Origin of the sequence: Curtobacterium sp. BRD11 (genome assembly GCF_031844345.1) — a bacterium.
GTDB lineage: Bacteria > Actinomycetota > Actinomycetes > Actinomycetales > Microbacteriaceae > Curtobacterium.
Genome location: NZ_JAUZUZ010000005.1, coordinates 1 through 22875, shown reverse-complemented (window position 1 = coordinate 22875; position 22875 = coordinate 1). Strand labels below are relative to the sequence as shown.

Genomic DNA, 22875 nt, shown 5'->3' with positions numbered 1-22875 from the left:
GGCCCTGCCCGTTGCCGGGCCGACTCCGGGACGGACGCGAGCCGCCCGCCCGTCGCGGGTCGTGCCTCCCGTCCGGTCGGCTCAGACGGTCAGCCCGTCCACCGTGCGGCGGCAGACCTCGTCCCAGGGCGTCGGGCCGAACCCGAAGTGCGCACGGGTCGCGGTGTCGTCGACCACGTAGGGGGCCGACCACTGGTAGCCGAGCTGCGCGACCTCCCGCATGAACGGGGACACCGCGCCGATCCCGCGGAGCAGGCCGATCGGCAGTGACCGCACGCGGACGGCGGGCCGACCGGCCGTCCGGAGCATCTCGGTGAGGACCTGCTCCTGGGTCCGCGGTGCGTTGGTCGGGACGATCCAGGTCCGACCGTGCGACCGCTCGTCGTCCGCCGCGGCGACGAGGAGCCGCGCGACGTCGCCGACGTCGGTGTACGAGTGCGGCTGGTCCGCGCGCCCGATCACGGTGACGGGCTCCCCCGCATCGCGGTCGGGAGCACCCGCGTGACGTGCCCGTTGACGCCGGTGCCCGGGCCGACGTAGTCCGAGCCGCGGACCTCGACCGTGCGGATGCGTCCGGCCTCGTGCGCCGCCAGCGCGTCTGCTCACATCCGGGCCCGCAGGACGCCCTTGTGGTCGGTCGCGGCGTCGGGCAGGTCCGCGCGCATCGGTCCGTCGACCGGGCCGTACGGGTACAGGTTCCCGGTGATCGCGTACACGGCACCCGTCCGCTCGGCGGCGGTGAGGAGGGAGGACGCCAGCGGCGGCCACACCCGCTCCCACTGCGTGTAGTCGCCGGGGTTCGCGCAGTTGTGGAGTGCTGCCGCGCTGTCCGCGACGGCCGTCAGGGCGTCCGCGTCGGCGGCGTCGAGCCCGACGTGGCGGACCCCGGGCTGACCGGTGTCGCGTCCGGAGCGGGTGACGACGACGACCTCGTCGCCACGCTCGGACAGCAGTGCCGCAGTGTGGCGACCGACGGGGCCGGCGCCGACGACGACGTGGTGACGGGGCATGGTTCCTCCTGAGATTCGGGAGAGCAGTGCTCTCGGAAGCCATCATGCAGCCGGACGGGCTCGATTGCAAGAGCAGTGCTCTCGTTTGTGTGCAGTGCTCTCCCGTGGCACGCTTGACGGCATGGTGGAGAAGGCGAGGACCGCCCGGTCCCTGGCACGGGAGGCCGTGCACGCGAGCATCCTCGCGGCCGCGCGCGCCCGGCTCACCGAGGAGGGACCGGCGCAGTTGAGCCTGCGCGCCGTCGCTCGTGACGTCGGCCTGGTGTCCTCCGCCGTGTACCGGTACTTCCCGAGCCGCGACGACCTGCTCACCGCGCTGCTCGTGCTCGACTACGACGAACTCGGCGCCGCGGTCGAGGCGGCAGAGGCGCCGGTCGACCGGTCCGACCACGTCGGCCGCTGGGTCGCCGCGTGTCGTGCCGTCCGGCAGTGGGCGATCGGGCACCCCGGGGACTTCGCGCTCCTGTACGGCTCACCCGTGCCCGGGTACGTCGCACCGCAGGACACGGTCGAGCCCGCCTCGCGGACGACGCACGTGCTCGTCCGCGTCGTCACCGACGCGTGGTCGGGAGTCGCCGGGTCCGAGCTGGCTCCGGACTGGAGGCTCGGTGCCGGTCCCGCGATCGGCTCGCGGCCCGCAGCGCCGGGCGCCGTCGCCGACGCGGTCGCCTACACACGAGAGCGCGGCTTCCACGACGACCCCTCGCCCGAGGTCGTCCTGCGGACCCTGATCGCCTGGACGACGGTGTTCGGCGTCCTGTCGTTCGAGCTGTTCGGGCACGCGGTCGGCTCGGTGACCGACCCGGCGGCGTACTTCGACGAGGTGATCGTCCGCCTCGCGCACGATCTGGGGCTCGCAGCGCCCGGATGAGCCGATCTCACCCCGCGGACGGGGCGGCGGGCTGACAGCGGTGCCCTGCCTGCGGTAGACAGGGCGGTACGGCGCACTCACCCAGCGCTCGCCGGCTGCAGCAGGAAGGACGCCGATGACCGCGCTCGACGTCAGCCGTCAGGACCGTCGCCGACTCACCACCGGTACCCCGACCAAGCGGCTCGCGACCGTGCGCACCGTCGCGCTCCTCGCGTCGATCGCCGGCGTCAACTACATCGTCTGGCGCTGGATCGGCTCGGTGAACTGGCACTCGTGGTGGATCGCGGTGCCGCTGATCCTCGCGGAGACCTACAGCGTGATCGACTCGCTGCTGTTCGCGTTCGGCGCCTGGCGACTCCGCGAACGCGGGGAACCGCCGACGAAGCCCGCCGGGGACGTCACCGTCGACGTCTTCATCACGACGTACAACGAGCCGGTCGAGCTGGTCGTCCGCACCGCCCGTGCGGCGAAGGCGATCACGCACCCGCACGCCACGTGGATCCTCGACGACGGCAACCGCCCGGAGATGCGCGCCGCCGCCGAGTCCCTCGGCATCGGCGTGATCACGCGCGGCGCCGACTGGGTCGACCGGCCACGGCACGCGAAGGCCGGCAACCTCAACAACGCGCTGCTCGCGACGCAGGGCGAGTTCCTGCTCATCCTCGACGCCGACCAGGTCCCGGAGCCGTCGATCCTCGACCGGACGCTCGGCTACTTCAAGGACGAGCGCATGGCGCTGGTCCAGACGCCGCAGTGGTTCGAGAACGTGCCCGAGGCCGACCTGCTCGGCAGCCAGGCGCCGCTGTTCTACGGGCCCATCCAGCAGTCGAAGGACGGCTGGAACGCGGCGTTCTTCTGCGGGTCGAACGCGATCCTGCGGCGCGAGGCACTCATGCAGCTCGGCGTGACCCGCTACGTGCGCGAGGTCGAGGAGTCCGTCGAGCGGACCATCAAGACGTCGCGGAAGCTGCTCGCACGAGCCCGCGAGACCGAGACCGACCCGCGGGTGCTCGACGCGCTCGACGGTGCGGAGCAGGTCGTCGACCGTGCCCGTGACCAGATCGACCGCGGCGAACCGCTCGGCGACGTCACCTACGACTTCCAGCGCGGCATCGACGCGATCGCGTACCGGTTCGCCGCCGCCGACCTCGAGTCGGTCCGCCGTGACCTGCAGGAGCTCGCCGCGATGTCGACCGAGGCGGACACCTTCGCCGGCCTCGACGACGCTGCCCTCGACGTGCTCGGACGACGGGACGCCTCGCCGGTGGCCGCGATCGAGTCCATCGCGGTGCTCGCCCGGGCGCTCGACGTGAACCGCGACGACGAGGCCCAGCCGATCATGCCGCTCGCCACGATCTCCGTGACCGAGGACATGGCGACCGCGATGCGCCTGCACGGCCTGGGATGGAGGTCCGCGTACCACGACGAGATCCTGGCGAAGGGCCTCGCGCCGGAGGACCTGCCCACCATGCTCGTGCAGCGACTCCGCTGGGCGCAGGGCACCATGCAGGTCTTCTTCCGCGAGAACCCCCTCGTGCAGAAGGGCCTGTCGTGGGGGCAGCGCCTCATGTACTTCTCGACCATGTGGAGCTACCTTTCGGGCTTCGCGGCGATCGTGTACATCGCGGCCCCGGTGCTCTGCCTGTCGTTCGGTGTCGTGCCCGTGCAGGCCTACAGCGTCGACTTCTTCGTGCGGCTCATCCCGTTCCTCGTGCTCAACCAGCTGCTGTTCTGGGTGGTGGCCGCCGGCAGACCCACGTGGCGCGGGCAGCAGTACTCGCTCGCGCTGTTCCCCGTCTGGATCGAGTCGGTGACGAGCGCGTTCGAGAACGTGTTCCGTGGCAAGCCATTGGGGTTCCGGGTCACGCCGAAGGTCAAGGACGAGTCCGACCAGCGACCGCGGTGGGACCTCGTGAAGCCCCAGCTGTACGCGATGGGTGCGCTCGTCGCCGCCCTCGTGATGATCGCGATCCGGTACGCCACGGGCCAGGCGGACGGCATCGCGCCGCTCGTGAACACCGCGTGGGTGGTCTTCGACCTGTTCATCTTCAGCATCGTCGTCCGCGCCGTGCTCTACCGCGGACCGGAGGCGGGGACGCCGCAGTCCGAACACGTGTCCTCGACGGCAGGAGGCCCACTGTGACCGACCACGACCTGACCTTCGACGTCCCGGCCGTCGCCGAGTCGCTCGACGTCGTGCAGGACCGCTTCGGCGCCTGGTGGGACACCATGGCGATCGACGACGCCCGTCTCCGCTTCTCGCTCGAGACCGCCCTCGCCGAGATCGCCGCCAACATCGTCGAGCACACGCGACGCACCGATGCCGAGGCCGGCCGCGGGTACACGGTGGAGCTCTGCGCCACGGACCGTGAGCTCGTCGCGGTGCTCACCGACAACGGGCGCCCCACCGACGTCGACCTGTCCGCCGTGACCATGGCCGACCCCGACGAGGAGAGCGGTCGCGGCCTCGCGCTGGCGATCGCCGCGCTCGACCGCCTCGAGCACGAGCACACCGGCGGCCACAACATCTGGACCCTGGCGTGCAACCGGTGAGGGGCGCGCTGGCGAAGGCCGTCGCGTTCCTCGTCGTCGTCGGGACGCTGCTGCTCGGCGGGGCGCTCCCCGCGTCGGCCGTGTCGGCTCCGGGTCGTGCCGGCGAGACGCCCTCCGACGGGCGCGTGTGGTTCGGCCCGGACCTCGACTGGGGGAGCGACGCCCCCGACGGGTACGAGGGTCGGCTCGGCGCGACGCCGTCGGTCTACGGGGTCGAGATCGAGTACCCCTTCGACCGCAGCGCACGGGACGAGTTCCTGCGGGCGACCCGCGCGGCGGCGACCCAGGGCGCGGTGCTCGCGGTGAGCCTGGAGCCGTCTCGGTCGCTGCGGTCCCTCACGAAGGCCGACGCCGCCGCGGCGAACCGGCTGTTCGAGGAGGTCCACCGGCAGTACGACACCCAGTTGCTCGTGCGCTTCGCTCCCCAGATGAACGGCACGTGGGTTCGCTGGGGACAGCAGCCGACCGCGTTCGTCCCGGCGTTCCGGACGCTGGCCGCGGCCGTGCACGCGGGTGACTCCGACGCTGCCATGGTGTGGTCGCCGTCGTACGGCGCGGGCTACCCGTTCGGCGAGTCCGCCGGGCGGCTGCAGACCCTGTCGGGCAGCGACGTCGCCGAGCTGGACACCGACGGCGACGGCCGACTCACCGCCGCCGACGACCCCTACGGCCCGTACTGGCCCGGCGCCGAGAGCGTCGACTGGGTCGGGCTGTCGATGTTCTTCTTCGGCAAGGGCAAGGCGACCGAGGCCGCCGGTCGCGACGTCCCGCTGACCCGCAACGAGGTCCCGCAGGACGGCGAGGTCGCGGCACGCTTCGACGAGACCTGGGGCTACGAGCAGACGCAGTCCGAGGGCACGTTCACCGAGCGCTTCGCACAGGGCGAGGACCGGCCGATGCTGCTCGACACCGGCGCGCTGTACGACCACTCGTTGCGCGGTGCGGCCGAGCTCCCGGTCAAGCAGGCGTGGTGGCGGCAGGTGATCGCCGCCGTGCAGGACCACCCCGAGGTCCGGGGCGTGACGTTCCTCGAGACGAACCGGCGCGAGCCCGAGGCCGGCAACCGCGTCGCCGACTGGCGGGACACGGCCGACCCGGGGATCGCCGGGTCATTCCGGACGGACCTCGAACAGGCCGGGGACTTCGTCCTCGGACCGGTGACGGAGCGCGTGACGACGCAGGAGGGTGCCGCGGCGATCAGCCAGCAGTACGAGACCGGCGGCGACCAGATGGCGTGGATCGTCTGGTGCGCCTTCGGCCTCGCAGCGGCGTTCCTGCTGAGCGGGCTCGTCGGACGGCTGCTGCCGAGCTGGCGGTACCCCGACGACGGCAAGCCCGGGCGAGACCTGCGCCTCGACCTCTTCCGCGGGTTCATCATCCTCGCGGTGGTGATCACGCACATCGAGATCGGCGGGCCCTACTCGTACATCACGCTGCACGCCACCGGTGCGATCACCGGCGCCGAGATGTTCGTGTTCCTGTCCGGCATGGTGCTCGGCATGACGTACCCGTTCGCGATCAAGAAGTTCGGCGAGTGGGTGGCGGCCGTCGGGGCGTGGAAGCGGGCGCGGAAGCAGTACGTCGTCACCCTGGCGGTGATCGTGGTCGTCTTCGCGCTGAGCTTCGTGCCGTTCCTGAACACCGATGCGATCACCACCTTCACCGACCGGGGGACCGGCACCGGGGGCGTCGGCGCCGAGGGCCGGGTGTACGACCTGTACCCGAACGCGATGCAGCTGCTGGCCTACCCGCCGCCCTGGTTCGCGATCCGGCAGTTCCTGCTGCTCGAGATGGGGCCGTGGCCGTTCAACATCATGGGCCTGTTCGTGGTGCTGAGCCTGTTCATCCCCGTCTTCCTGTGGGTGATCCGGCGCGGCTTCTGGTGGGCGCTGCTCCTCGTCAGCTGGGGGCTGTACGCGTTCCAGGCGCTGAACCCCGAGTTCCGCCCGCTGAACTCGCAGTTCGAGTCGGTGTTCCCGCTGCTCACCTGGCAGGTGGTCTTCACGCACGGCCTGGTGCTCGGCTACTACCGGCGCCAGGTGATCGGGGCGCTGACCGGCCGACTCGGCAAGGTCCTGATCGGCATCGGGATCACCGGGTACGCCGCGTTCCTCGTCTACGTGTGGGCGGGCGACCAGTTCGGGTTCACCCCGGCACCGTTCCCCGCGTCGATGTACAACGACCTGTACAACACGGCGTACCAGCGGGTGGACCTGCAGTGGGGGCGTCTGGTCGACATCGCCTTCTTCTCGATCGTCTCGTACGCGATCCTCACCGTGTTCTGGAAGCCCATCAGCGCCGTCATCGGGTGGCTGTGGATCCCGATCGGGCAGGCGAGTCTCTACGTGTTCGTCTGGCAGGTCTTCTTCGCGCTGGCCATCGCGTCGATCCCGGGCGTGGACTGGTTCAACGGCTGGATCGGCTTCGCGGCCCACACGGCCCTGATCCTGCTGGTCTGGTACATGATCCGGAAGCGCTTCATGTTCTCGGTCATCCCGCGCTGACCCGCGTGGGCGGCGTGGTCCGTCGCAGCGGGCTCCGAGTCTCGTCCTGACCGACGGTCCTCGCGGTCGGCGGCACGAGGACCGTCGCTGAGCCCGAGTCTCGGGCCGGGCTGGGCCGGGCCGGGCGGGCGGGACGGAACGACGGACGGGAGGCGCGGTGCCAGCTGGCACCGCGCCTCCAGTCCGTCGCGTGGTCCCGTCAGCGCGTGGCGACGCGCAGCGGCTGCGGGTCCACCGGGTCCGGGGGGACCGGCAGGGAGCCGCGGACCTGGTTCTGCGCCTGGCAGTCGCTCGTGCAGTTCGTCGCGCCCTGCGACAGCTCGACCGCGTCCTCGCCGAGCACACCACCCATGCGTCCGCCGGGCTGGACCGTCCAGGTCGTGGTGGTCGCGGTCTGCGAGGTCTTCGTCGCGACCTGCGGGCTGTCCTTGCCGAGCAGCATCTGGTGCGCGTCGCTGCCCGAGGACACCGCCGCGACGCCGTCGCCGAAGTTGATCTTCCCCGTGTAGGGGTTGGTGAAGTAGAAGAGCCCGGCCCCGAGCGTGTGCGTGAACGTCACGGGCTGGGCGAACTCGGTCTCCATCTGGAAGATCCCGCCCTGGGCGCCGTCCTTCGCCTGGATCTTGAACTTGCCCGCGCCGGTGCCGAAGATCGCCACGAGCGTGTCGTCGCGGACCTCGAGCGAGGAGAGCTTCGTGCCGGCGAGCTGCGCGGCGGTGAGCGACGGGACCTTCGAGGCGAACACCACGGTCGGCTTCGTCACCATCCGCTGGGTGTCCGGTGCCCCGGTCAGCGTGTAGTCGTACACGCCGAGGTCGGCGATGCGGATGTCGAAGCCGTTGTGCTTGCCGCGGACCGCGATGGTGCCGGTGACGGCGACGTCCTTGAGCTTGAAGTCCTTGCCGACCGCGGGGTTCGTCGTGGCGCCGTTGACGGTGACGGCGTAGTCCCCGCCGGTCGACGTCTTGCCGGACGCGTTCGCGGGGGACACCCCGACGAGGGCCGCCGCGGCGACGGCGCCGAGCGCGATCGCGGTGGCGATGCCGGTGGTGCGGCGTCGCGTGCGCTGGGTGGTCATGGGGTGCCTCCTGGGCTGGTCCGACGCGCCGGCGGTGGTCGCGTCCCTCGTGACGATCGTCGCCGGGACGCGGAGGCGGCACCATCGGACCTTGGTACTAGTACCCGCTCCGCCGGCGTGTGCACGGCCGCGTCGTCACCAGCCGTGGTCGCGGGCCCAGAGCGCCGCACTCGTCCGGTCGGCGACGCCGATGCGGCGGAACAGCGATCCGACGTGCACCTTCACGGTCCGTTCGGCGATCCCGAGCTCGGTCGCGATCTGGCGGTTCGACAGGCCGCGTGCGATGCGGTCGAGCACGTCGCGCTCGCGGGGCGGCAGGGCCGGTCCGCGGTCCCGCCCCGGAGCCGGCGCACCCGGCAGCAGGGCACGGGCGACGCGTGGGTCGACGGGTGCCTCGTCGCGCGCCGTCGAGCGGACCGCGGCGACGACCTCCTCCGGAGCCGCGTCCTTGAGCAGGTACCCGGTCGCCCCGGCGGCCAGGGCAGCGCGCACGCGGTCGTCGTCGGAGAAGGTGGTGAGGACGAGCACCCGGACCGCCGGCATCGAGGTGCGGATCACCCGCGTCGCCTCGACCCCGCCCGCGCCCGGCATGGAGAGGTCCATCACGACGACGTCCGGGTGCAGGGACGCGGCACGCTCGGTGGCCTCCTCACCCGTGCCTGCCTCGCCGACCACGTCGCAGTCGGTCGTGGTCGCGAGCACGGCGCGGAGGCCCTGTCGGACCAGGGCGTGGTCGTCGACGAGCAGGACCCTCACCGCAGCGACTCCGTCCTGGCGGGCAGCGTCAGCTCCCAGGCGGTCCCCGCCCCAGGTGCGGTCCGCAGCAGCAGCGCGCCGCCGGTGTCCTCGGCGACCTCGCGCAGGAGCGTCGTGCCGAGGTGCCCGGCGGGAGCCGGCCCGTCGAGGAGCCGCGGGTCGAACCCCACCCCGTCGTCGGACACGCGCACCACCAGGTCCCCGCGGTCGGCCCGCACCGACACCCGGATGCGGGTCGCGTCGGCGTGCTTCACGGCGTTCCAGACCGCCTCACGCACGAAGCGCACGATCGCGGTCCGCGCGGCCGTGGAGGCCTCGAGCGGCTCCGGCACGTCGACGTCCGTCAGCACCCCCGCGGCCCGGGCACGGGCGCACGCGTCGTCGAGCGCGGCACCCAGGCCGTCGCGACCGGGAGCGGCCGGGCGGATCGTCGCCATCGAGGTCCGGAGGGCGGACACCGCCTGCCGGAGCGTCTCGGCGGCGGCACGGGTCTCGGGCACCGCACCGAGGGAGAGTGCGAGCCCGGCGACGTCCTGCACGGGACCGTCGTGCAGTTCGCCCGCGAGGCGTCGGCGCTCGGCCGCCTCGGCGTCGAGCGCGCGCCCGAGCAACCGCTCGCGGAGCCGCTGGCCCGTGCGGATCCGCACGAGCAGCCAGAGCAGCAGCGGCACGAGCAGCACGAGCACGACCCCGACGGTGCCGAACGCCAGCGCGGCGAACGCGGCCCGCAGGTCGGCGGCGCGGGCGATGACCTGGTCGTACGGCCGGTACGCCTCGAACAGCAGGGCGTCGCCCGAGGGCGTGTGCACCGCCTGGTACGCCTCGAGCAGCGGTCCGTGCCCGCGTTCGTACCGGTTCTCGGGCTCGTCCAGGTCGGACACCTCGGCGTCGGACCGGTCGGTCCGGAGCGCCGCGAGGTCCTCGTCGGAGAGCGGGAAGCGCTCGCCGACCAGCCGGGGTTCGTCGGACCAGAGCACGGTGCCGTCCGCACCCCAGAGCTTCAGACGCACCGTCGAGCCGGCGCGGGACTCGCCGGCCAGGGCGTCGTCGAGTCGTGCGCGGGCGACGGCTCGGGCGTCCGGGTCGCCGCTGGTGACGTCGTCCACGAGGGCGGGCTCCACCACCACCCGGGCGAGCGCAGCCGTGTCGGCGGTGGCGTCCCGCACGGCGAAGGACTCGGCGACGCGCTGCGACACGAGGGTGCCCGCGGTCGCGACGACGGCGCCGCCGAGCAGCGCGGCGACGACGACCCCGACGAGGACCCGCCGCCAGGGGGTCCGTGCCGCACGACGACGCGGGTCGGCGGTGACGAGCACGACCGGGGTCGGCTGCCCGCTGGTCGACGCCCGGTGTCCACGCACGGAGCAACCGTAATCGCCCTGAGCTGCACTCGCGTCCTGGTCGCGGATGCCGGACGAGCCGACCGTGTGTCGTGTGCCCGTTCCTCCCCATCACGCCTGGAGTGGGAAGCGGAACCGCGCGTACCTGGTCAGGAGGAACGACCTGGTACGCGCGGATCCGCCCGCGACGCGCGGATCCGTCCGGCAGGGTGGCGCGAACAGCGACGGACGGGAGGCGCGGTGCCGGCCGGCACCGCGCCTCCCGTCCGTGCGTGCCTGCGTCAGCCCGCGGGCGTGCGGTCCGGCGCGGAGGCGAGCGCCTGCCGCACCGACCCCCACGCGGCGAGCCGCTCCCGGACGGCGTCGTCCCGCTCGACCTCGAGCGCCGTCGCGTGCGCCTGCTCGAGCACGTCGTCGACCACGACGCGCTGACCCGAGCGGGCGGAGGCGATCGCCGCGTCCACCATCACCAGGCTCATGACGTTGCCGTGCACCTCGCCGTCGGGGGTGACCCCGGTCCGGACGGCCCGCACGAAGGACGCGAGCGCCCCGGCGATCTCCGTACCGACCCCCGGCGCACCCGCCGGCGTGCCGGGTGCGTCGTCGATCACGCTCGACGGGTCGTGGTCGCCGTCCCACGACGCCGACCCCGACGCTCCCGACGCGCGCCAGTCACCGTTCCACGACGTCTCGTCACCGGGCGCGCACCACGAGCCGTCGTAGACGTACCGGACGTCGTCCTCGAAGGTGAACACCGCGGCGGCGTCCGCGTCACCGCGGTACCAGGACCACGACGGGTTCCACGACTCGCAGTACACCGACACCGGGTCGCGCTCGAGCACGTAGCGGGCGGAGTCGAAGGCGTGGATCGCCATGTCGAGGAGCAGGACGTCGTCCATCTCCTCGCGGAAGCCGCCGAAGTGCGGGGCCTTCGCGAACCGGGTGTTCAGGCTGCCGACGCCGCCGAGCGCGCGGACGTGCTGCCGGAAGGCCACGAGCTGGTCGTTGTAGCGGCGCGACTGCGACACCATGAACAGCTGCCCGGTGGCCTCGGCGGCGGCGGCGAGGGAGAGCGCCTCGGCGACGGTCTGCGCCGCGGGCTTCTCGCCGAGGACGGGGACTCCCGCGTGCAGGGCGTCCATCGTCACCGGGTGGTGGGCGACGGGCACCGTGATGTCGAGGACGGCCTCGGCACCGGTCTCCGCCAGGAGCGCGGGCAGGTCACGACCGACCGGGATCGTCGGGGACCCGGCGAGCTCGGCCCCGGCGCGGGCGGCGTCGAGGTCGAGGTCGACGACTCCGACGAGCTCGACGTCCGGGTCGGCGGCGACCGTCCCGAGCCACGCGCGGCCCATGCCGCCGGCGCCGACCTGCACGACCCGCAGCGGGGCGTGCTCGGTCATGCGCGGGCCTCGGCGGGCTCAGCGGGCTCGGTCGGCTCGGTCGGCTTGGTCGGCTCGGCGAGCTCGTCCTCGGGTGCGTCGTCGAACGGGCCGCGGTAGTGCTGCCCGTCGAAGTACTCGCCGAGGTCGTAGCGGCGCAGGGTCGGCAGCTCGCGCTCGCGCTCCGGTCGCGCCCACTCGGCCGCGTTCGCGATCACCCGTCGGACGTCCGGGTGGTGGTACACGGGGAAGTCCTGGTCCCCGGGGGAGAAGTAGAAGATCCTCCCCAGGCCGCGGCGGTAGGTCATGCCGCTCCGGAAGACCTCGCCGCCGGTGAACCCGGAGATGAAGACCAGCTCGTCGGGCGTGGGCACGTCGAAGTACTCGCCGTACATCTCCTGCTCGGGGATGACGATCGGGTTCGGGACACCGCGGGTGATCGGGTGCTGCGGGTTCACGGTCCAGACGAGCTCCTGGTCGTGCTCGCTCCGCCAGCGCAGGGTGCAGGTGGTGCCCATGAGCTTGCCGAAGATCTTCGACCAGTGGCCGGAGTGCAGGACCACGAGTCCCATGCCGGACAGCACGTGCTTGTGGACGCGGTCGACCACGGCGTCGTCGACGTCGGCGTGGGCGGCGTGCCCCCACCAGGTCAGGACGTCGGTCTCGGCGAGCACGGCATCGGTCAGCCCGTGCTCGGGCTCCTGCATGGTGGCGGTGCGGACGACGGCGTCCGGCAGGTTCTCGCGGATGCCGTCGGCGACCGCGCCGTGCATGCCGTCGGGGTAGCGCTCGGCGACGTGCTGCTCGACCTGCTCGTGGACGTTCTCGCCCCAGACGGTGATGCGCAGCGGGGTGGTGGTCATGGTGTGGGCCTTCCTGGAGGGGTGGCGTCGAGTACGTCGGAGGCGGTCGTCACTTGACCGCCCCGCCGAGTGCACCGGCGGAGATGTAGCGCTGGGCGACGATGAGGAGCACGGCCGCCGGCAGGGACGCGAGGACCGACGTCGCCATGACGGGTCCCCAGTCGGTGACGTTCGAGCCGATGTAGTTGTAGATGCCGAGCGTGATCGGTCGGACCGCGTCGGTCGAGGTGAGCGTGAGCGCGATGAGGAAGTCGCCCCACGCGCCGAGGAACGTGAAGAGTGCCGCGGTGACGATGGCGTTGCGGCTGATCGGCAGCACGATCGACACGAAGGCACGCAGGTCGTTCGCGCCGTCGACGAGCGCGGCCTCGACCAGGCTCGGCGGGATCGACTCCATGAACGCCCTCATGAGCAGGATCGCGAAGGGCACCTGCACGGCGCTGTCGGCCAGGATCAGCCCGACGTAGCTGTTGAGCAGCCCGACGTTGTTGAAGAGCGTGTACAGCGCGTTGGCGATAACGATGCCGGGGATCATCTGGGTGATGAGCAGCACGAGCAGGAACACCTTCGTGCCGCGCATCCGGAACCGGGCGAGGCCGTACGCCGCCGGGGTCGCGATCGCCAGCGTGAGCACGACGGTGCCGAGGCCGATGATCATGCTCGACACGAAGTTCTGCCCCTGCTGGGCGAAGGCCGCCCGGTACCCGGCGAACGTCGGGTTCCACGGGAACCAGGTCGCGGTGGCGGCTCCCGAGGTCGCCTGGAGGCTCGTGTTCACCATCCAGTACACGGGGAAGACCATGATCGCGAGGAACACGATCCCGAGGATGGTGAACGGCAACCCCTTCGCGGTGCGGCGCGGGCGGGGCGCTCGTGCGCTCCGCTTCGTCGTGATCGCGCGGGTGACGGTGACGGTCTGGTTCGCGAGTCCGACGCTCATTCGTCGACCGCCTTCCGGGAGATCGCGATGTAGACCATCGCGAAGACGAACGAGACGACGATGAGCACGTTGCTCACCGCGGCTCCGATGCCGAACTGGAAGTTGATGAACGACTGGTGGTAGGCGTTCGTGGCGAGCGTCTGCGTCGAGTTCGCGGGACCGCCGCCGGTCAGGCCGAGGATGATGTCGACGACCTTCAGCGTGTAGACGACCCCGAGCACGATGACCACGCTCACGACGCTCCGGATGCTCGGCCAGGTGATGTACCAGAACGCCTTGACGCCGGTGGCACCGTCGAGGGCGCCCGCTTCGTAGAGCTCCGGCGGGACGGACTGCAGCCCGCTGTACAGGATCGTCGTGTTGAAGGGGATGCCGAGCCAGACGTTCACGCCGATGACGGCGATGAGGGCCAGGCTCGGGCTGACCAGCCACGGCACGGGGCCGATGCCGACGACGCCGAGCAGCTGGTTCAGCGCACCGCTGTCCTGGTCGAGCAGCCACTTCCACACCGCGCTCGAGGCGATGAGGGGGAGCAGCCACGGCAGGAGCAGCAGGCCGCGCAGGAAGCCCGACAGCGGGAAGTGCCGCCGGAAGAACAGCGCGAGGCCGAGGCCGAGGACGAACTGCAGGACGATCGAGCCCGCGGTGAACAGGGCGGTGTTGACGACGCTGGTCGTGAAGACGCTGCTCGAGAAGACCGCGATGTAGTTGCCGAGGCCGACCCAGGGGGCCTCGCCGGTGAAGAAGGTCTTCGTCGTGTAGTCCTGGAACGACATCAGGATGTTCTTGACCACGGGGTAGCCGAAGAACAGGGCCACGAACACCGCGGCCGGCACGACGAACAGCCAGCGGGTGATGGACGACCGGATGCGCGCGCGGCGCTGTCCGGGGCGGGCGGGGGCCGCGGGCGTCGTCGCCCGGGGCCGGATCTGCGTGGAGGCGCTCATGTCAGGTCCTTCCGTCAGGGAACGGGGAGCCGGTCTCGCGACCGGCTCCCCGGCTCCGCTACTGGTTCTGCGACTGCGCCTGCTCGAGCGCTTGCTCGGGGTCGGCCTTGCCGGTCAGTGCGAGCTGCACGGCGGTGTAGATCCTCGTGGCGGCCTTGGGCCAGTCCGGTCCGAGCTCGGCCGTCCGGGCCCGGGCGGTCTGCACGGTGGTGACGAACGAGGCCACGTCGGCGTGGTCCTCCGCCCACTTCTTGCCGACCTCGATGTTGGTGGGCACGTTGCCGCTGACCCCGGCCAGGACGGCCTGCATCTTGTCGCTGTTCAGGCACCCGACGAACTTGCCGGCGAGCTGCATCGTGTCCTTGTTCCCGGTCTGCGGGACGGTGAAGGCCTCGCCGCCGAGCGGGGCGACGGTCTCGGACCCGGTGCGCGTCGGGATCGGGACGCTGTCGAACTCCAGGTCCTTCGCCTTCTTGAGCGCCGGCAGCTGCCACGGACCGTTGATCATCATCGCGGCCTTGCCGGCGATGAACTGGTTGTTGACGTCGGCCTGCGCCCAGTTGATCGAGCTCTTCGACATCGAGCCGTCGTCCTGCAGGTCCTGCACGAGCTGCAGCGCCTGGGCGGCCTCGGGCGTCGCGATGTCCTTCTCGTCGCCGCCGTTCGACCAGAAGAACGGCAGGAACTGCCAGGTGCCCTCGTAGGTGTTGATGTTGCTCATCGCGAAGCCGTACGTCGACCCGTTCGTGAGCTTCTTCGCGGCTTCCTTGAGCTCGTCCCACGTCTTGGGCGGCTGGACGCCTGCCTCGTCGAGCAGCTTCTTGTTGTAGTACAGCGCGATGGAGTTCGTGTTCGGCTGCAGCCCGTAGAGCTTGCCCTCGAACGTGTTCGCGCCCTTCACGCCGGGGACGTCGTCGTCCGCGTCGAGGCCGTAGTCGGCGAGGTCGGACAGCGCCCCGGACGAGGCGATCTGCTGCACGTCGGGGTTGTCGAGCATGAGCACGTCGGGCAGGGTGCGCGACGACGCCTGCTGCAGGACCTTCGAGATGAGGCCGGCGCCGGCGACGTGGTTGATCTTCACCTCGACGCCGACGTCCTTCGCGCACTGCTGGTACACGGGGTCGTAGTTGGCGTCGTAGTAGTCCTCGATCGTGAGGGTCTTGCCGCCGCCGCCGGACGACGATGCGTTGCCGGAGCCGGAGCACCCGGCCAGGACGAGGGGGACCGTCGCGACGATCGCGGCGGCGCCGACGAGGGCGCGGCCCCGGCGGGACGTGGAGCGGAAACCAGGCTTCATTGCACTGCTCTTCTCTTCGCGGATGCGGGGAAGGACACGGTGCGTCGACTCCACTGACGTCGTCGTCGCGGTGGTCCTGGGGCGAGAAGCTAACAGAAAAGCGCTTCACCTGTAAAGCGCTTTTCTGGTTCCGGTGCGGGTCTATGCTCGTGACCACCGCAGTGCACGCGGAGCAGGACGGCACCGTCGCCGGCCTGCCGCCGGACGTGCACGGAACCCGACGGTGCCGATCGATCAGGAGGGGCCGATGGCCACGATGCAGCAGGTCGCCGACCGCGCCGGCGTCTCCATCGCGACGGTGTCGTTCGTGGTGAACGGCACGAAGTACGTCACGCCGGCGACGACGGCGAAGGTCACCGCGGCGATGCGCGAGCTGAAGTTCCGCGGCAACGTCGTGGCGCGTGCGCTCGCCAGCCGGCGGACGCGGATCATCGCCCTGCTCTTCCCGACCACGGGCAACCGCTTCAGCCCGACCACGTCCGAGTTCTTCATGAACGCCGCGGAGCGGGCCTCCGAGCGCGGGTACCACCTGGTGCTCTGGCCCGTCGACCCGGCCGGCGACGACCTCGACGACCTCGTCTCCGGCGGTCTCGTCGACGGCGTCGTCCTCATGGAGGTGCGGATGGACGACCCGCGCGTGGTCAAGCTGTCCGAGCTCGGGGTGCCCTTCACCCTGATCGGCCGGACGCGCGACGCGGACGAGCTGCCGTACGTGGACATCGACTTCGAGACCACCATCGAGGACGGACTCGACCACCTGCAGGGTCTCGGCCACCGGCGCTTCGGGCTCGTGCTCGAGAGCCTCGAGGGCACACCGATGGCCGGGTACGCACCGCACCTGCGGGTCGAGGACACCTTCCGCCGCTCGGTCGCCGAGCGCGGTGGTGCGGGAACGATCGTGTACGCCGGCCCCGGGAGCGAGGGCGGTCGCGACGCCGCCCGACGCCTGCTCGAGGCGGACCCGGACGTCACCGCGGTGCTCGTGATGAAGGACGACTCGTCCGCCGGTCTGCTGGTCGGTCTCTACGCCGCGGGTCGACGGGTGCCTGATGACGTCTCGGTGCTCAGCATCGCGTCGTCGGCCGCAGCGGGGGACCAGCACCACCCCCGCCTGTCGACGATGATCGCGCCCGGTCGCGAGCTCGGCGTGCGCGCGGCCGACGCGCTGATCGACCGCCTCGACGGCACGTCCGTCGAGCTCCCGCACTTCCTGCTGCCCTGCGTGCTCCGCCCCGCCGAGTCGACGGCCCCCGCACCCACCCGCTGACCCGCGCGGCCACGCCTCGGACGAGAGGCACGTGGCGGGCCCGCACCGCGCCTCCCGTCCGTCGCCTACTCAGGCTCCCTGTGCGGTCGCTCAGGCGCGCTTGGTTCTGTGGTGCCACGTGATCGCCGGGTGCTCGCGCACCCTTCGTCGAGGAGGACGGATGGCAATCGACCGCAGGCTCTTCCTGCTCGGGGGCACGGGGGTGCTGCTGCTCGCCGGCTGCTCCACCCGGCCGGAGCGCACCACCGTCGAGCAGTGGCCCACCGACCCGCCCGAGGGTGACGTCACGATCAGCTGGTGGGCGGGGCAGGTGGCCTCGAAGGACGGCGGTGACCTCCGTCGCCGGTTGATCGCGGAGTTCCAGAAGGAGCACCCGAACATCCGCGTGCGGATCGTCAGCGCCCCGAGCGACACCGACACGAACCGCACCAGCCTGACGACGCAGATCGCCGCGGGGAGCCCGACACCGGACGTGTACCTGGGCGACGTCGCGTGGCCCGGGCAGTTCGCGAAGAACAAGCTCGCGACCCCGGTGAACCAGCTCGTCGGCGAGGACTTCTTCGAGCAGTTCCCCGAGGGACTCCGGCTGGCCGCCAGCGTCGACGGGACCTACTACATGTTCCCGCTCTACATCGACGAGTCGTTCTTCCTGTACCGGCAGGACCTGCTCGACAAGCACGGGTTCCAGGTCCCGCGCTCGTGGGAGGAGGTCAAGGAGACCGCCGCGAAGCTCGTCGACACGGGCGACGTCGACTACGGGCTGGCGTTCCAGGGCGACGTGTACGAGGGCCTCACCTGCAACGTCACCGAGTTCGTCGCCGATGCGGGCGGCTCGCTGCTCAACGACGACCTGACGAAGCCCGCGACCACGAGCTCGGAGACGAAGCGCGCCTTCGACTTCATGCGGTCGCTCATCACCGACGGCGCCGCACCGCGCGCGACCCTGACGTACCAGGAGCAGGACACGAACGACGCCTTCGCAGGCGGTCGCGCCGCGTTCCTGCGCAACTGGTCGTACGCGTGGGGCATCGCCAACGGGCCGGACTCCGCGGTCGCGGGCAAGGTCGGTCTCGCCGCTCGCCCGACGTTCGACGGCACGGACGAGCACCACTCGACGATCGGTGGGTGGGGGAACTACATCAACCCGCACACCCAGCAGCCCGCGGCGGCGCTCGCATTCGCGGCCTGGATGTCGAGCGAGACGGCGCAGCAGTTCCTCACCCGCGAGGGCGGTGTCCTGCCGGCCCGCAGCGCGAGCCTCGTCAGCGACGACGCGAAGCGGCAGAACCGCCCGACGTACGACACCGCGGCGGGCATCACGCTCGTTCCCCGTCCGACCTCGACGGCGTACTACCCGAAGGTCTCGCAGGGCGTGTACCAGAACGGCAACAGCATCCTCGGCGGGCAGGCCTCCGTCGACGGCGGCACCCGCGCGATGGCCTCCGCGATCTCGCTCGCCCTGACCGGGGACGCGCTGTGAGCGCCGGCACCGCGACGCGGACGCCGGCCGGTGCGGCCGGGGGACGGACTCCGGTGAGGAGGCCCGACGGGTACCGCCCGACGAGCGCTCGGTCGCGGATGGAGCGCGTCCGTGCCCGGGGCGCGTGGGGCTTCGCCGCCCCGGCGCTCCTGGTCGTCGCCGCGGTCACGATCTTCCCGGTGGTGTACTCGATCGTCCTGAGCTTCGCGGACGTCGAGATCGGCTACGACGGCTTCACGACCCAGGGCTTCGGCCTCGGCAACTACGCGGCCCTGCTGCAGAGCGCCGACTGGTACCGGGCGCTCGGCTTCACGGTGCTGTACACGGTCGTCACGGTGTCCGTGGAGCTCGTCCTCGGCATGCTCGTCGCCCTGGTGCTCGAACGGCTGGGGGTCACCCGCGGCTGGATGCTCGCGCTGCTCCTCGTGCCGTGGTCGCTCGTGACGATCGTGAACGCACAGCTGTGGAAGTACATCTACGACTCGACCTACGGCGTCGCGACGTGGTTCTTCGGGCTGTTCGGCGACGCCCCGGTGATCCTCGGTGAACCGGTCCCCGCGATCACGGGTCTGATGGTCGCGGACATCTGGAAGACCACGCCGTTCGTGGCGATCATCCTGCTCGCGGGCCTCGTCCAGATCTCGGAGGACCTCTACGAGGCCGCCGAGCTCGACGGGGCGAACGGGTGGCAGACGTTCTGGCGCGTCGTCGTCCCGCAGCTGGCGCCGACCCTGACGATCGCGGTCCTGTTCCGCGTGCTGCAGGCGTTCGGCGTCTTCGACCTGCCGTTCGTGCTGACGAACGGCGGACCGGGCACCACGACCCAGTCGCTCGCGATCATGGGCTACAAGGTGCTCTTCCAGGACATCAACATCGGACCGGGCGCAGCGATCGCGACCAGCACCGCGGTCATCGTGGCCGTCGGGTGCCTGCTCTTCCTGCGGGCGTTCCGGAACCAGGCGAAGGGAGGGGATGCCTGATGCCCCGTCAACGTGTCCGCAAGGGCTGGCGGAAGTGGGTCAACACCGTCAACGTCAGCGGTGTCGTCATCGCCGTGCTCACCGCGCTGCCGCTCTACTGGCTGGTCTCGACCTCGCTCAAGCCGTCGTCGGAGATCGCCCAGTCGCCGCCGACCGTCGTGCCGCAGTCGCTGACGTTCGACAACTTCGTCGTGGCCTTCCGCGACAACGCCCTCGGGCAGTACATGGTGAACAGCATCGTGGTGTCGGTGGCGACGACGATCATCGTGCTCGCGCTGTCGTTCCTCGCCGGCTACGCCCTCGCCGGGCGGTGGATCAAGGGCCGCACGGCGATCATGACCTCGCTGCTCATGCTGTCGGTCTTCCCGGCGATCGCGGTCCTGACGCCGCTGTACCTGCTCGAGCGGAACCTCGGGCTGCTCAACTCGTACCCGGGCCTGGTCGTGCCGTACGTCGCGTTCAACCTGCCCTTCGCCATCTGGATCATGCGCAACTACCTGCAGGGGATCCCCTCGACCATCGAGGAGGCCTCCGAGATCGACGGCGCCGGCGCCTGGCGCACCGTGCTGTCGGTGATCCTGCCCATGGCGAAGCCCGGGCTCTTCACCGTCGGGGTGTTCACCTTCACGGCGTCGTGGAGCGAGTTCCTCATGGCGCTCACGTTCAACAGCGAGAACTCGTTCCGGACCATCCCGGTCGGCATCGCCCTGTTCGGGACCCAGTTCACCGTGCCGTTCGCGCAGATCTTCGCGGCGAGCGTCGCCGCGACGATCCCGATCGTCATCCTCGTGCTGGTGTTCCGCCGCTCGATCGTCTCCGGGCTCACCAGCGGAGCGGTCAAGGGGTGACGTCCGCAGCCTCGGTGACCGCGGACCGGTCGCCGGCCCCGTGACGGACGGGAGGCCCGTGGCGATCCCGCCACGGGCCTCCCGTCCGTCACCCGGCCGGTACGCGCTCGTCGCGGCCCGGACGGTGCCGTGCCGTCAGCGACGTGCGTCGCGCGCGGTGTCGGTGAAGAAGTCGGCGTACAGGCCGTTCGCGTCCTGCAGCTCGCCGTACTTCCACCGCTTGCGCATCCGGCGGAACGTCTCGATGCGCACCGGGTCGATGCCCGGCTCGGACTGGTACGAACCCATGGTTCCTCCCCGTTTCCCTGATCCACCCCCGTGTGGGGGTACCCAGTGGTGACGGTACGGGCAGAGCGGCTCCGCGTCCGGCAAGATAGGTCGGGAAGTTACCTAACTGCGCTTGTTGGACAAACGTTCGAGCAGGGTCCTCGGCCGCCCGTAGCCTGCCGTCAGGGGGTCGGAGCGCCGTACTCGAGCGCCTCGATCACACGATCGATCACGCGGACGTACCGCGTGATCTCGCGCTCGGAGAAGGAGGACAGGAGCTCGTGCAGGTGCTCGTTCGTACTGTCCATCGCCGCGGCGTAGGCGCGCTGCGTCTCCGGCGTGAGCTCGATGAACCGGCTGCGGCCGTCCTCCGGGTTCGGCACGCGGCACAGGTGCCCGGCGCGTTCGAGCCGGTCGACCGTCCCGGTGACCGCCGGGCCCGTCAGGCCGAGGTGCGACACGAGGTCCTTCACCCGGACCGTCCGGTCCGCCGCAGCGGCGCGGGCGACGAACTGCAGGACCGTGAGGTCCGAACCGGAGACGGAGAGGCGTTCGCGCAGTCGGCCGCGGAGGGCACCCATCGCGGCCTCGAGCCGGGTGATCGCCGCCGTCAGGTCGATCTCACTCACGTGGTCGCCCCCTCCGTGCGCATCGGTCGTGCGCGACACTACGCGGCACCCACCCCAGAACCGTATCCGGATAACGAGGAAGCATGCGCCATCTGGACAGAGCCACGCCGACGGACCTGCCGTGGCTGACCCGTTGATCGAGGCGTTCGGCGCCGAGGAGACCATCGCACCGGTGCGGTTCGAGGTGTCCGGGACGCGCCCGGACGCCGCCGTCCGCGCCCTCGGCGGCATCTACGCGGGGGAGCGGTGGAGCGCCGTGCCGTCCCACGGGCGGTTCGACTACCGCTACACCGCGATCGGGGACAGCGAGGTCACCATCCGGCGCTCCCAGATGCACGGCGAGATCCGGGGCTGGATGCCCGTCGGCTCGGTCGACTACGTCGTCACGTGGATCAGCACCGGCACGGGTGAGCTCGAGATGCGCGGTGAGCGCTGGCCCATGCTGCACGACACCCCGGTGATGTTCCCCGCCGACGAGGAGTTCGGCTTCGTCACCGCGGACTACGACCAGCGGCTGGTGCACTTCGACCGCGAGTTCGTCCGACGTGTCGCCGCGGCGCGGGCGGACGTCGCGGACCGGCCGATGCGGTTCGACGCGCGACGCGGTGCCGACGAGTCGATCGAGCACCGCTGGCAGGGCGCCCTGACGGCGTTGTCCCGGGCGCTGCGCGTCGGCGGACCGGACTCGGACGCGTGGCAGGACGCGAAGGTCACCGCTGCCGAGGTCTTCCTCGACATGTTCCCGCCGCAGAGCGACGACCTGCCCGACGTGCTGGAGCAGCCGCGGAACGCCCGGCTCCGGGCCGCCGTGGAGTACATCCACGCGCACGCCGCCGAACCGGTGTCGATCGTCGACCTGTCCGAGGTCGCGGGGTTGAGCGTGCGGTCCGTCCAGGAGTCCTTCCGGCGGGTCTTCGACGTCTCCCCGCTGACCTACCTGCGCCACGTGCGGCTCGACCGCGTGCACGAGGAGCTCCTCGAGGCAGGACCGCAGGCCGGTGCCGTCGGGGACATCGCGCGCCGGTGGGGCTTCGCGCACCTCGGGCGGTTCTCGGCGTCCTACGCCGAGCGCTTCGGCGAGTACCCGAAGCAGACGCTGCGGCGCTGAGCGCTGCGCCGCGGGTGGCGCCGCACCGGTCGGCGCAGCGCGCAGCGGCGGGCGCGACGTGCTCACGCATGACCAGGAGCACGTCGCGCCACGGAACGCCGTGGCGCGACGTGTCTTCGGTTGTGCCGCTGGCGCCGCTGGCGCCGCGGGCGCGAGCGGCGCGGTCCGCGCCGCGGTCCGCGCCGCGGCCTGCGCCGCTGTCGGCGGGTGCGACGTGCTCACGCATGACCAGGAGCACGTCGCGCCACGGAAGGCCGTGGCGCGACGTGCCGTCGGTTGTGCCGCAGGCATCGTGGGCGCCGCGGGCGCGAGCGGCGCGGCCCGCGCCGCGGCAACGACGTGATTCCGTCTCCCGACCGCGGCGCACTGTCGCTCTCGCGGACGACTCGCGCCACCGCGCAGCAGGCGAGCGCCGCCGGACGGGAGGCGCGGTGCCAAGTCGTCGCGCGCCTCCCGTCCGTCGACCTGTCCGTCGGCCCGTCGCGACGGCTGAGCGGGTACGACCCGCCGCGGGCGTGCGTCGGGCGGGTGCGATCGGTTGTCAGCAACGCCGAGCGTGACGGATGTTGCCCGCTCGCCGCACCGCCGGGAGGCGCGGTGCCGGGTCGTCGCGCGCCTCCCGGCCGTCGACCCGGCCGTCGACCCGTCGCGACGGCTGAGTGGGTACGACACGCCGCGAGCGTGCATCGGGCGGGTGCGATCGGTTGCCAGCAGCGCCGAGCGTGACGGATGTGGCCCGCTCGCCGTACTGACGG

The 22875-nt window shown here is 71.5% G+C and carries 21 protein-coding genes; 9 read left to right on the top strand and 12 right to left on the bottom strand.

The annotated features are described in order from the left end of the window. Positions 1-81: 81 nt before the first annotated feature. Together Q9R28_RS12070 and Q9R28_RS12065 are read right to left on the bottom strand one after the other, a co-directional pair. Positions 82-462 (bottom strand): hypothetical protein, encoded by a 381-nt coding sequence (locus Q9R28_RS12070; protein WP_311206205.1) that lies wholly within the window; start codon positions 460-462, stop codon positions 82-84. A gap of 140 nt (positions 463-602) precedes the next feature. Beyond that, positions 603-1010, bottom strand: coding sequence for an FAD-dependent monooxygenase (locus tag Q9R28_RS12065; protein ID WP_311206204.1), 408 nt, complete (start codon positions 1008-1010; stop codon positions 603-605). Positions 1011-1131: 121 nt separating this feature from the next. On the opposite strand from Q9R28_RS12065, the gene Q9R28_RS12060 reads away from it, so the two are divergent. The 4 genes from Q9R28_RS12060 to opgC all read left to right on the top strand — a co-directional run bounded on the left by Q9R28_RS12060 (position 1132) and on the right by opgC (position 6938). Continuing rightward, complete coding sequence (locus Q9R28_RS12060) at positions 1132-1881, top strand: TetR/AcrR family transcriptional regulator (protein WP_209683867.1); 750 nt, start codon at positions 1132-1134, stop codon at positions 1879-1881. A gap of 115 nt (positions 1882-1996) precedes the next feature. Continuing rightward, on the top strand, positions 1997-4024 hold the full coding sequence (locus Q9R28_RS12055; protein WP_311206203.1) for a glycosyltransferase: 2028 nt from the start codon (positions 1997-1999) through the stop codon (positions 4022-4024). Next, positions 4021-4434 (top strand): ATP-binding protein, encoded by a 414-nt coding sequence (locus tag Q9R28_RS12050; RefSeq protein WP_311206202.1) that lies wholly within the window; start codon positions 4021-4023, stop codon positions 4432-4434. The genes Q9R28_RS12055 and Q9R28_RS12050 overlap by 4 nt, the downstream gene beginning before the upstream one ends. Beyond that, positions 4431-6938 (top strand): OpgC domain-containing protein, encoded by a 2508-nt coding sequence (gene opgC, locus Q9R28_RS12045; RefSeq protein WP_311206201.1) that lies wholly within the window; start codon positions 4431-4433, stop codon positions 6936-6938. The genes Q9R28_RS12050 and opgC overlap by 4 nt, the downstream gene beginning before the upstream one ends. A gap of 199 nt (positions 6939-7137) precedes the next feature. Here opgC and Q9R28_RS12040 read toward each other — a convergent pair whose 3' ends face one another. From Q9R28_RS12040 to Q9R28_RS12005, 8 genes are all read right to left on the bottom strand, one after another. Beyond that, positions 7138-8016, bottom strand: coding sequence for a hypothetical protein (locus Q9R28_RS12040; RefSeq protein WP_251160551.1), 879 nt, complete (start codon positions 8014-8016; stop codon positions 7138-7140). Between the two features lie 135 nt (positions 8017-8151). Beyond that, a complete protein-coding gene (locus tag Q9R28_RS12035) occupies positions 8152-8772 on the bottom strand; it encodes a response regulator transcription factor (protein ID WP_251155306.1) in 621 nt (206 codons plus the stop codon). Then, positions 8769-10133, bottom strand: coding sequence for an ATP-binding protein (locus Q9R28_RS12030; protein ID WP_311206200.1), 1365 nt, complete (start codon positions 10131-10133; stop codon positions 8769-8771). The genes Q9R28_RS12035 and Q9R28_RS12030 overlap by 4 nt, the downstream gene beginning before the upstream one ends. A 260-nt stretch (positions 10134-10393) precedes the next feature. Next, complete coding sequence (locus Q9R28_RS12025) at positions 10394-11515, bottom strand: Gfo/Idh/MocA family protein (RefSeq protein ID WP_066652397.1); 1122 nt, start codon at positions 11513-11515, stop codon at positions 10394-10396. Then, positions 11512-12357, bottom strand: a complete 846-nt coding sequence (locus Q9R28_RS12020) for a ThuA domain-containing protein (RefSeq protein WP_311206199.1) — start codon at positions 12355-12357, stop codon at positions 11512-11514. Before Q9R28_RS12020 ends, Q9R28_RS12025 begins: the two co-directional genes overlap by 4 nt. A 49-nt stretch (positions 12358-12406) precedes the next feature. Then, complete coding sequence (locus Q9R28_RS12015; RefSeq protein WP_209683854.1) at positions 12407-13297, bottom strand: carbohydrate ABC transporter permease; 891 nt, start codon at positions 13295-13297, stop codon at positions 12407-12409. Next, entirely contained in the window at positions 13294-14244 is a 951-nt protein-coding gene (locus Q9R28_RS12010; RefSeq protein ID WP_066652406.1) for a carbohydrate ABC transporter permease, read from the bottom strand. Before Q9R28_RS12010 ends, Q9R28_RS12015 begins: the two co-directional genes overlap by 4 nt. Positions 14245-14302: 58 nt before the next feature. Next, on the bottom strand, positions 14303-15541 hold the full coding sequence (locus tag Q9R28_RS12005) for a sugar ABC transporter substrate-binding protein (protein WP_066652409.1): 1239 nt from the start codon (positions 15539-15541) through the stop codon (positions 14303-14305). A gap of 247 nt (positions 15542-15788) precedes the next feature. Here Q9R28_RS12005 and Q9R28_RS12000 point away from each other — a divergent pair, with 247 nt between their 5' ends. The 4 genes from Q9R28_RS12000 (at position 15789) to Q9R28_RS11985 (ending at position 20116) form a co-directional block, all read left to right on the top strand. Beyond that, entirely contained in the window at positions 15789-16808 is a 1020-nt protein-coding gene (locus Q9R28_RS12000; protein ID WP_245171591.1) for a LacI family DNA-binding transcriptional regulator, read from the top strand. Positions 16809-16968: 160 nt separating this feature from the next. Beyond that, complete coding sequence (locus Q9R28_RS11995; RefSeq protein WP_311206198.1) at positions 16969-18288, top strand: ABC transporter substrate-binding protein; 1320 nt, start codon at positions 16969-16971, stop codon at positions 18286-18288. A 53-nt stretch (positions 18289-18341) separates the two neighbouring features. Continuing rightward, positions 18342-19268 carry a sugar ABC transporter permease gene (locus Q9R28_RS11990; RefSeq protein ID WP_311206197.1) on the top strand — a complete coding sequence of 309 codons (927 nt, stop codon included), beginning with the start codon at positions 18342-18344 and terminating at the stop codon, positions 19266-19268. Next, positions 19268-20116 carry a carbohydrate ABC transporter permease gene (locus tag Q9R28_RS11985; RefSeq protein ID WP_311206196.1) on the top strand — a complete coding sequence of 283 codons (849 nt, stop codon included), beginning with the start codon at positions 19268-19270 and terminating at the stop codon, positions 20114-20116. Before Q9R28_RS11990 ends, Q9R28_RS11985 begins: the two co-directional genes overlap by 1 nt. Positions 20117-20251: 135 nt before the next feature. On the opposite strand, the gene Q9R28_RS11980 is transcribed toward Q9R28_RS11985, so the two are convergent. After that, complete coding sequence (locus tag Q9R28_RS11980) at positions 20252-20404, bottom strand: hypothetical protein (RefSeq protein WP_158407728.1); 153 nt, start codon at positions 20402-20404, stop codon at positions 20252-20254. A gap of 161 nt (positions 20405-20565) precedes the next feature. Continuing rightward, positions 20566-21012: a MarR family transcriptional regulator gene (locus tag Q9R28_RS11975; protein ID WP_251160547.1), complete on the bottom strand. Its 447-nt coding sequence runs from the start codon at positions 21010-21012 to the stop codon at positions 20566-20568. Positions 21013-21133: 121 nt separating this feature from the next. Here Q9R28_RS11975 and Q9R28_RS11970 point away from each other — a divergent pair, with 121 nt between their 5' ends. Continuing rightward, positions 21134-22120: a helix-turn-helix domain-containing protein gene (locus Q9R28_RS11970; RefSeq protein ID WP_311206195.1), complete on the top strand. Its 987-nt coding sequence runs from the start codon at positions 21134-21136 to the stop codon at positions 22118-22120. Positions 22121-22875: the final 755 nt, after the last annotated feature.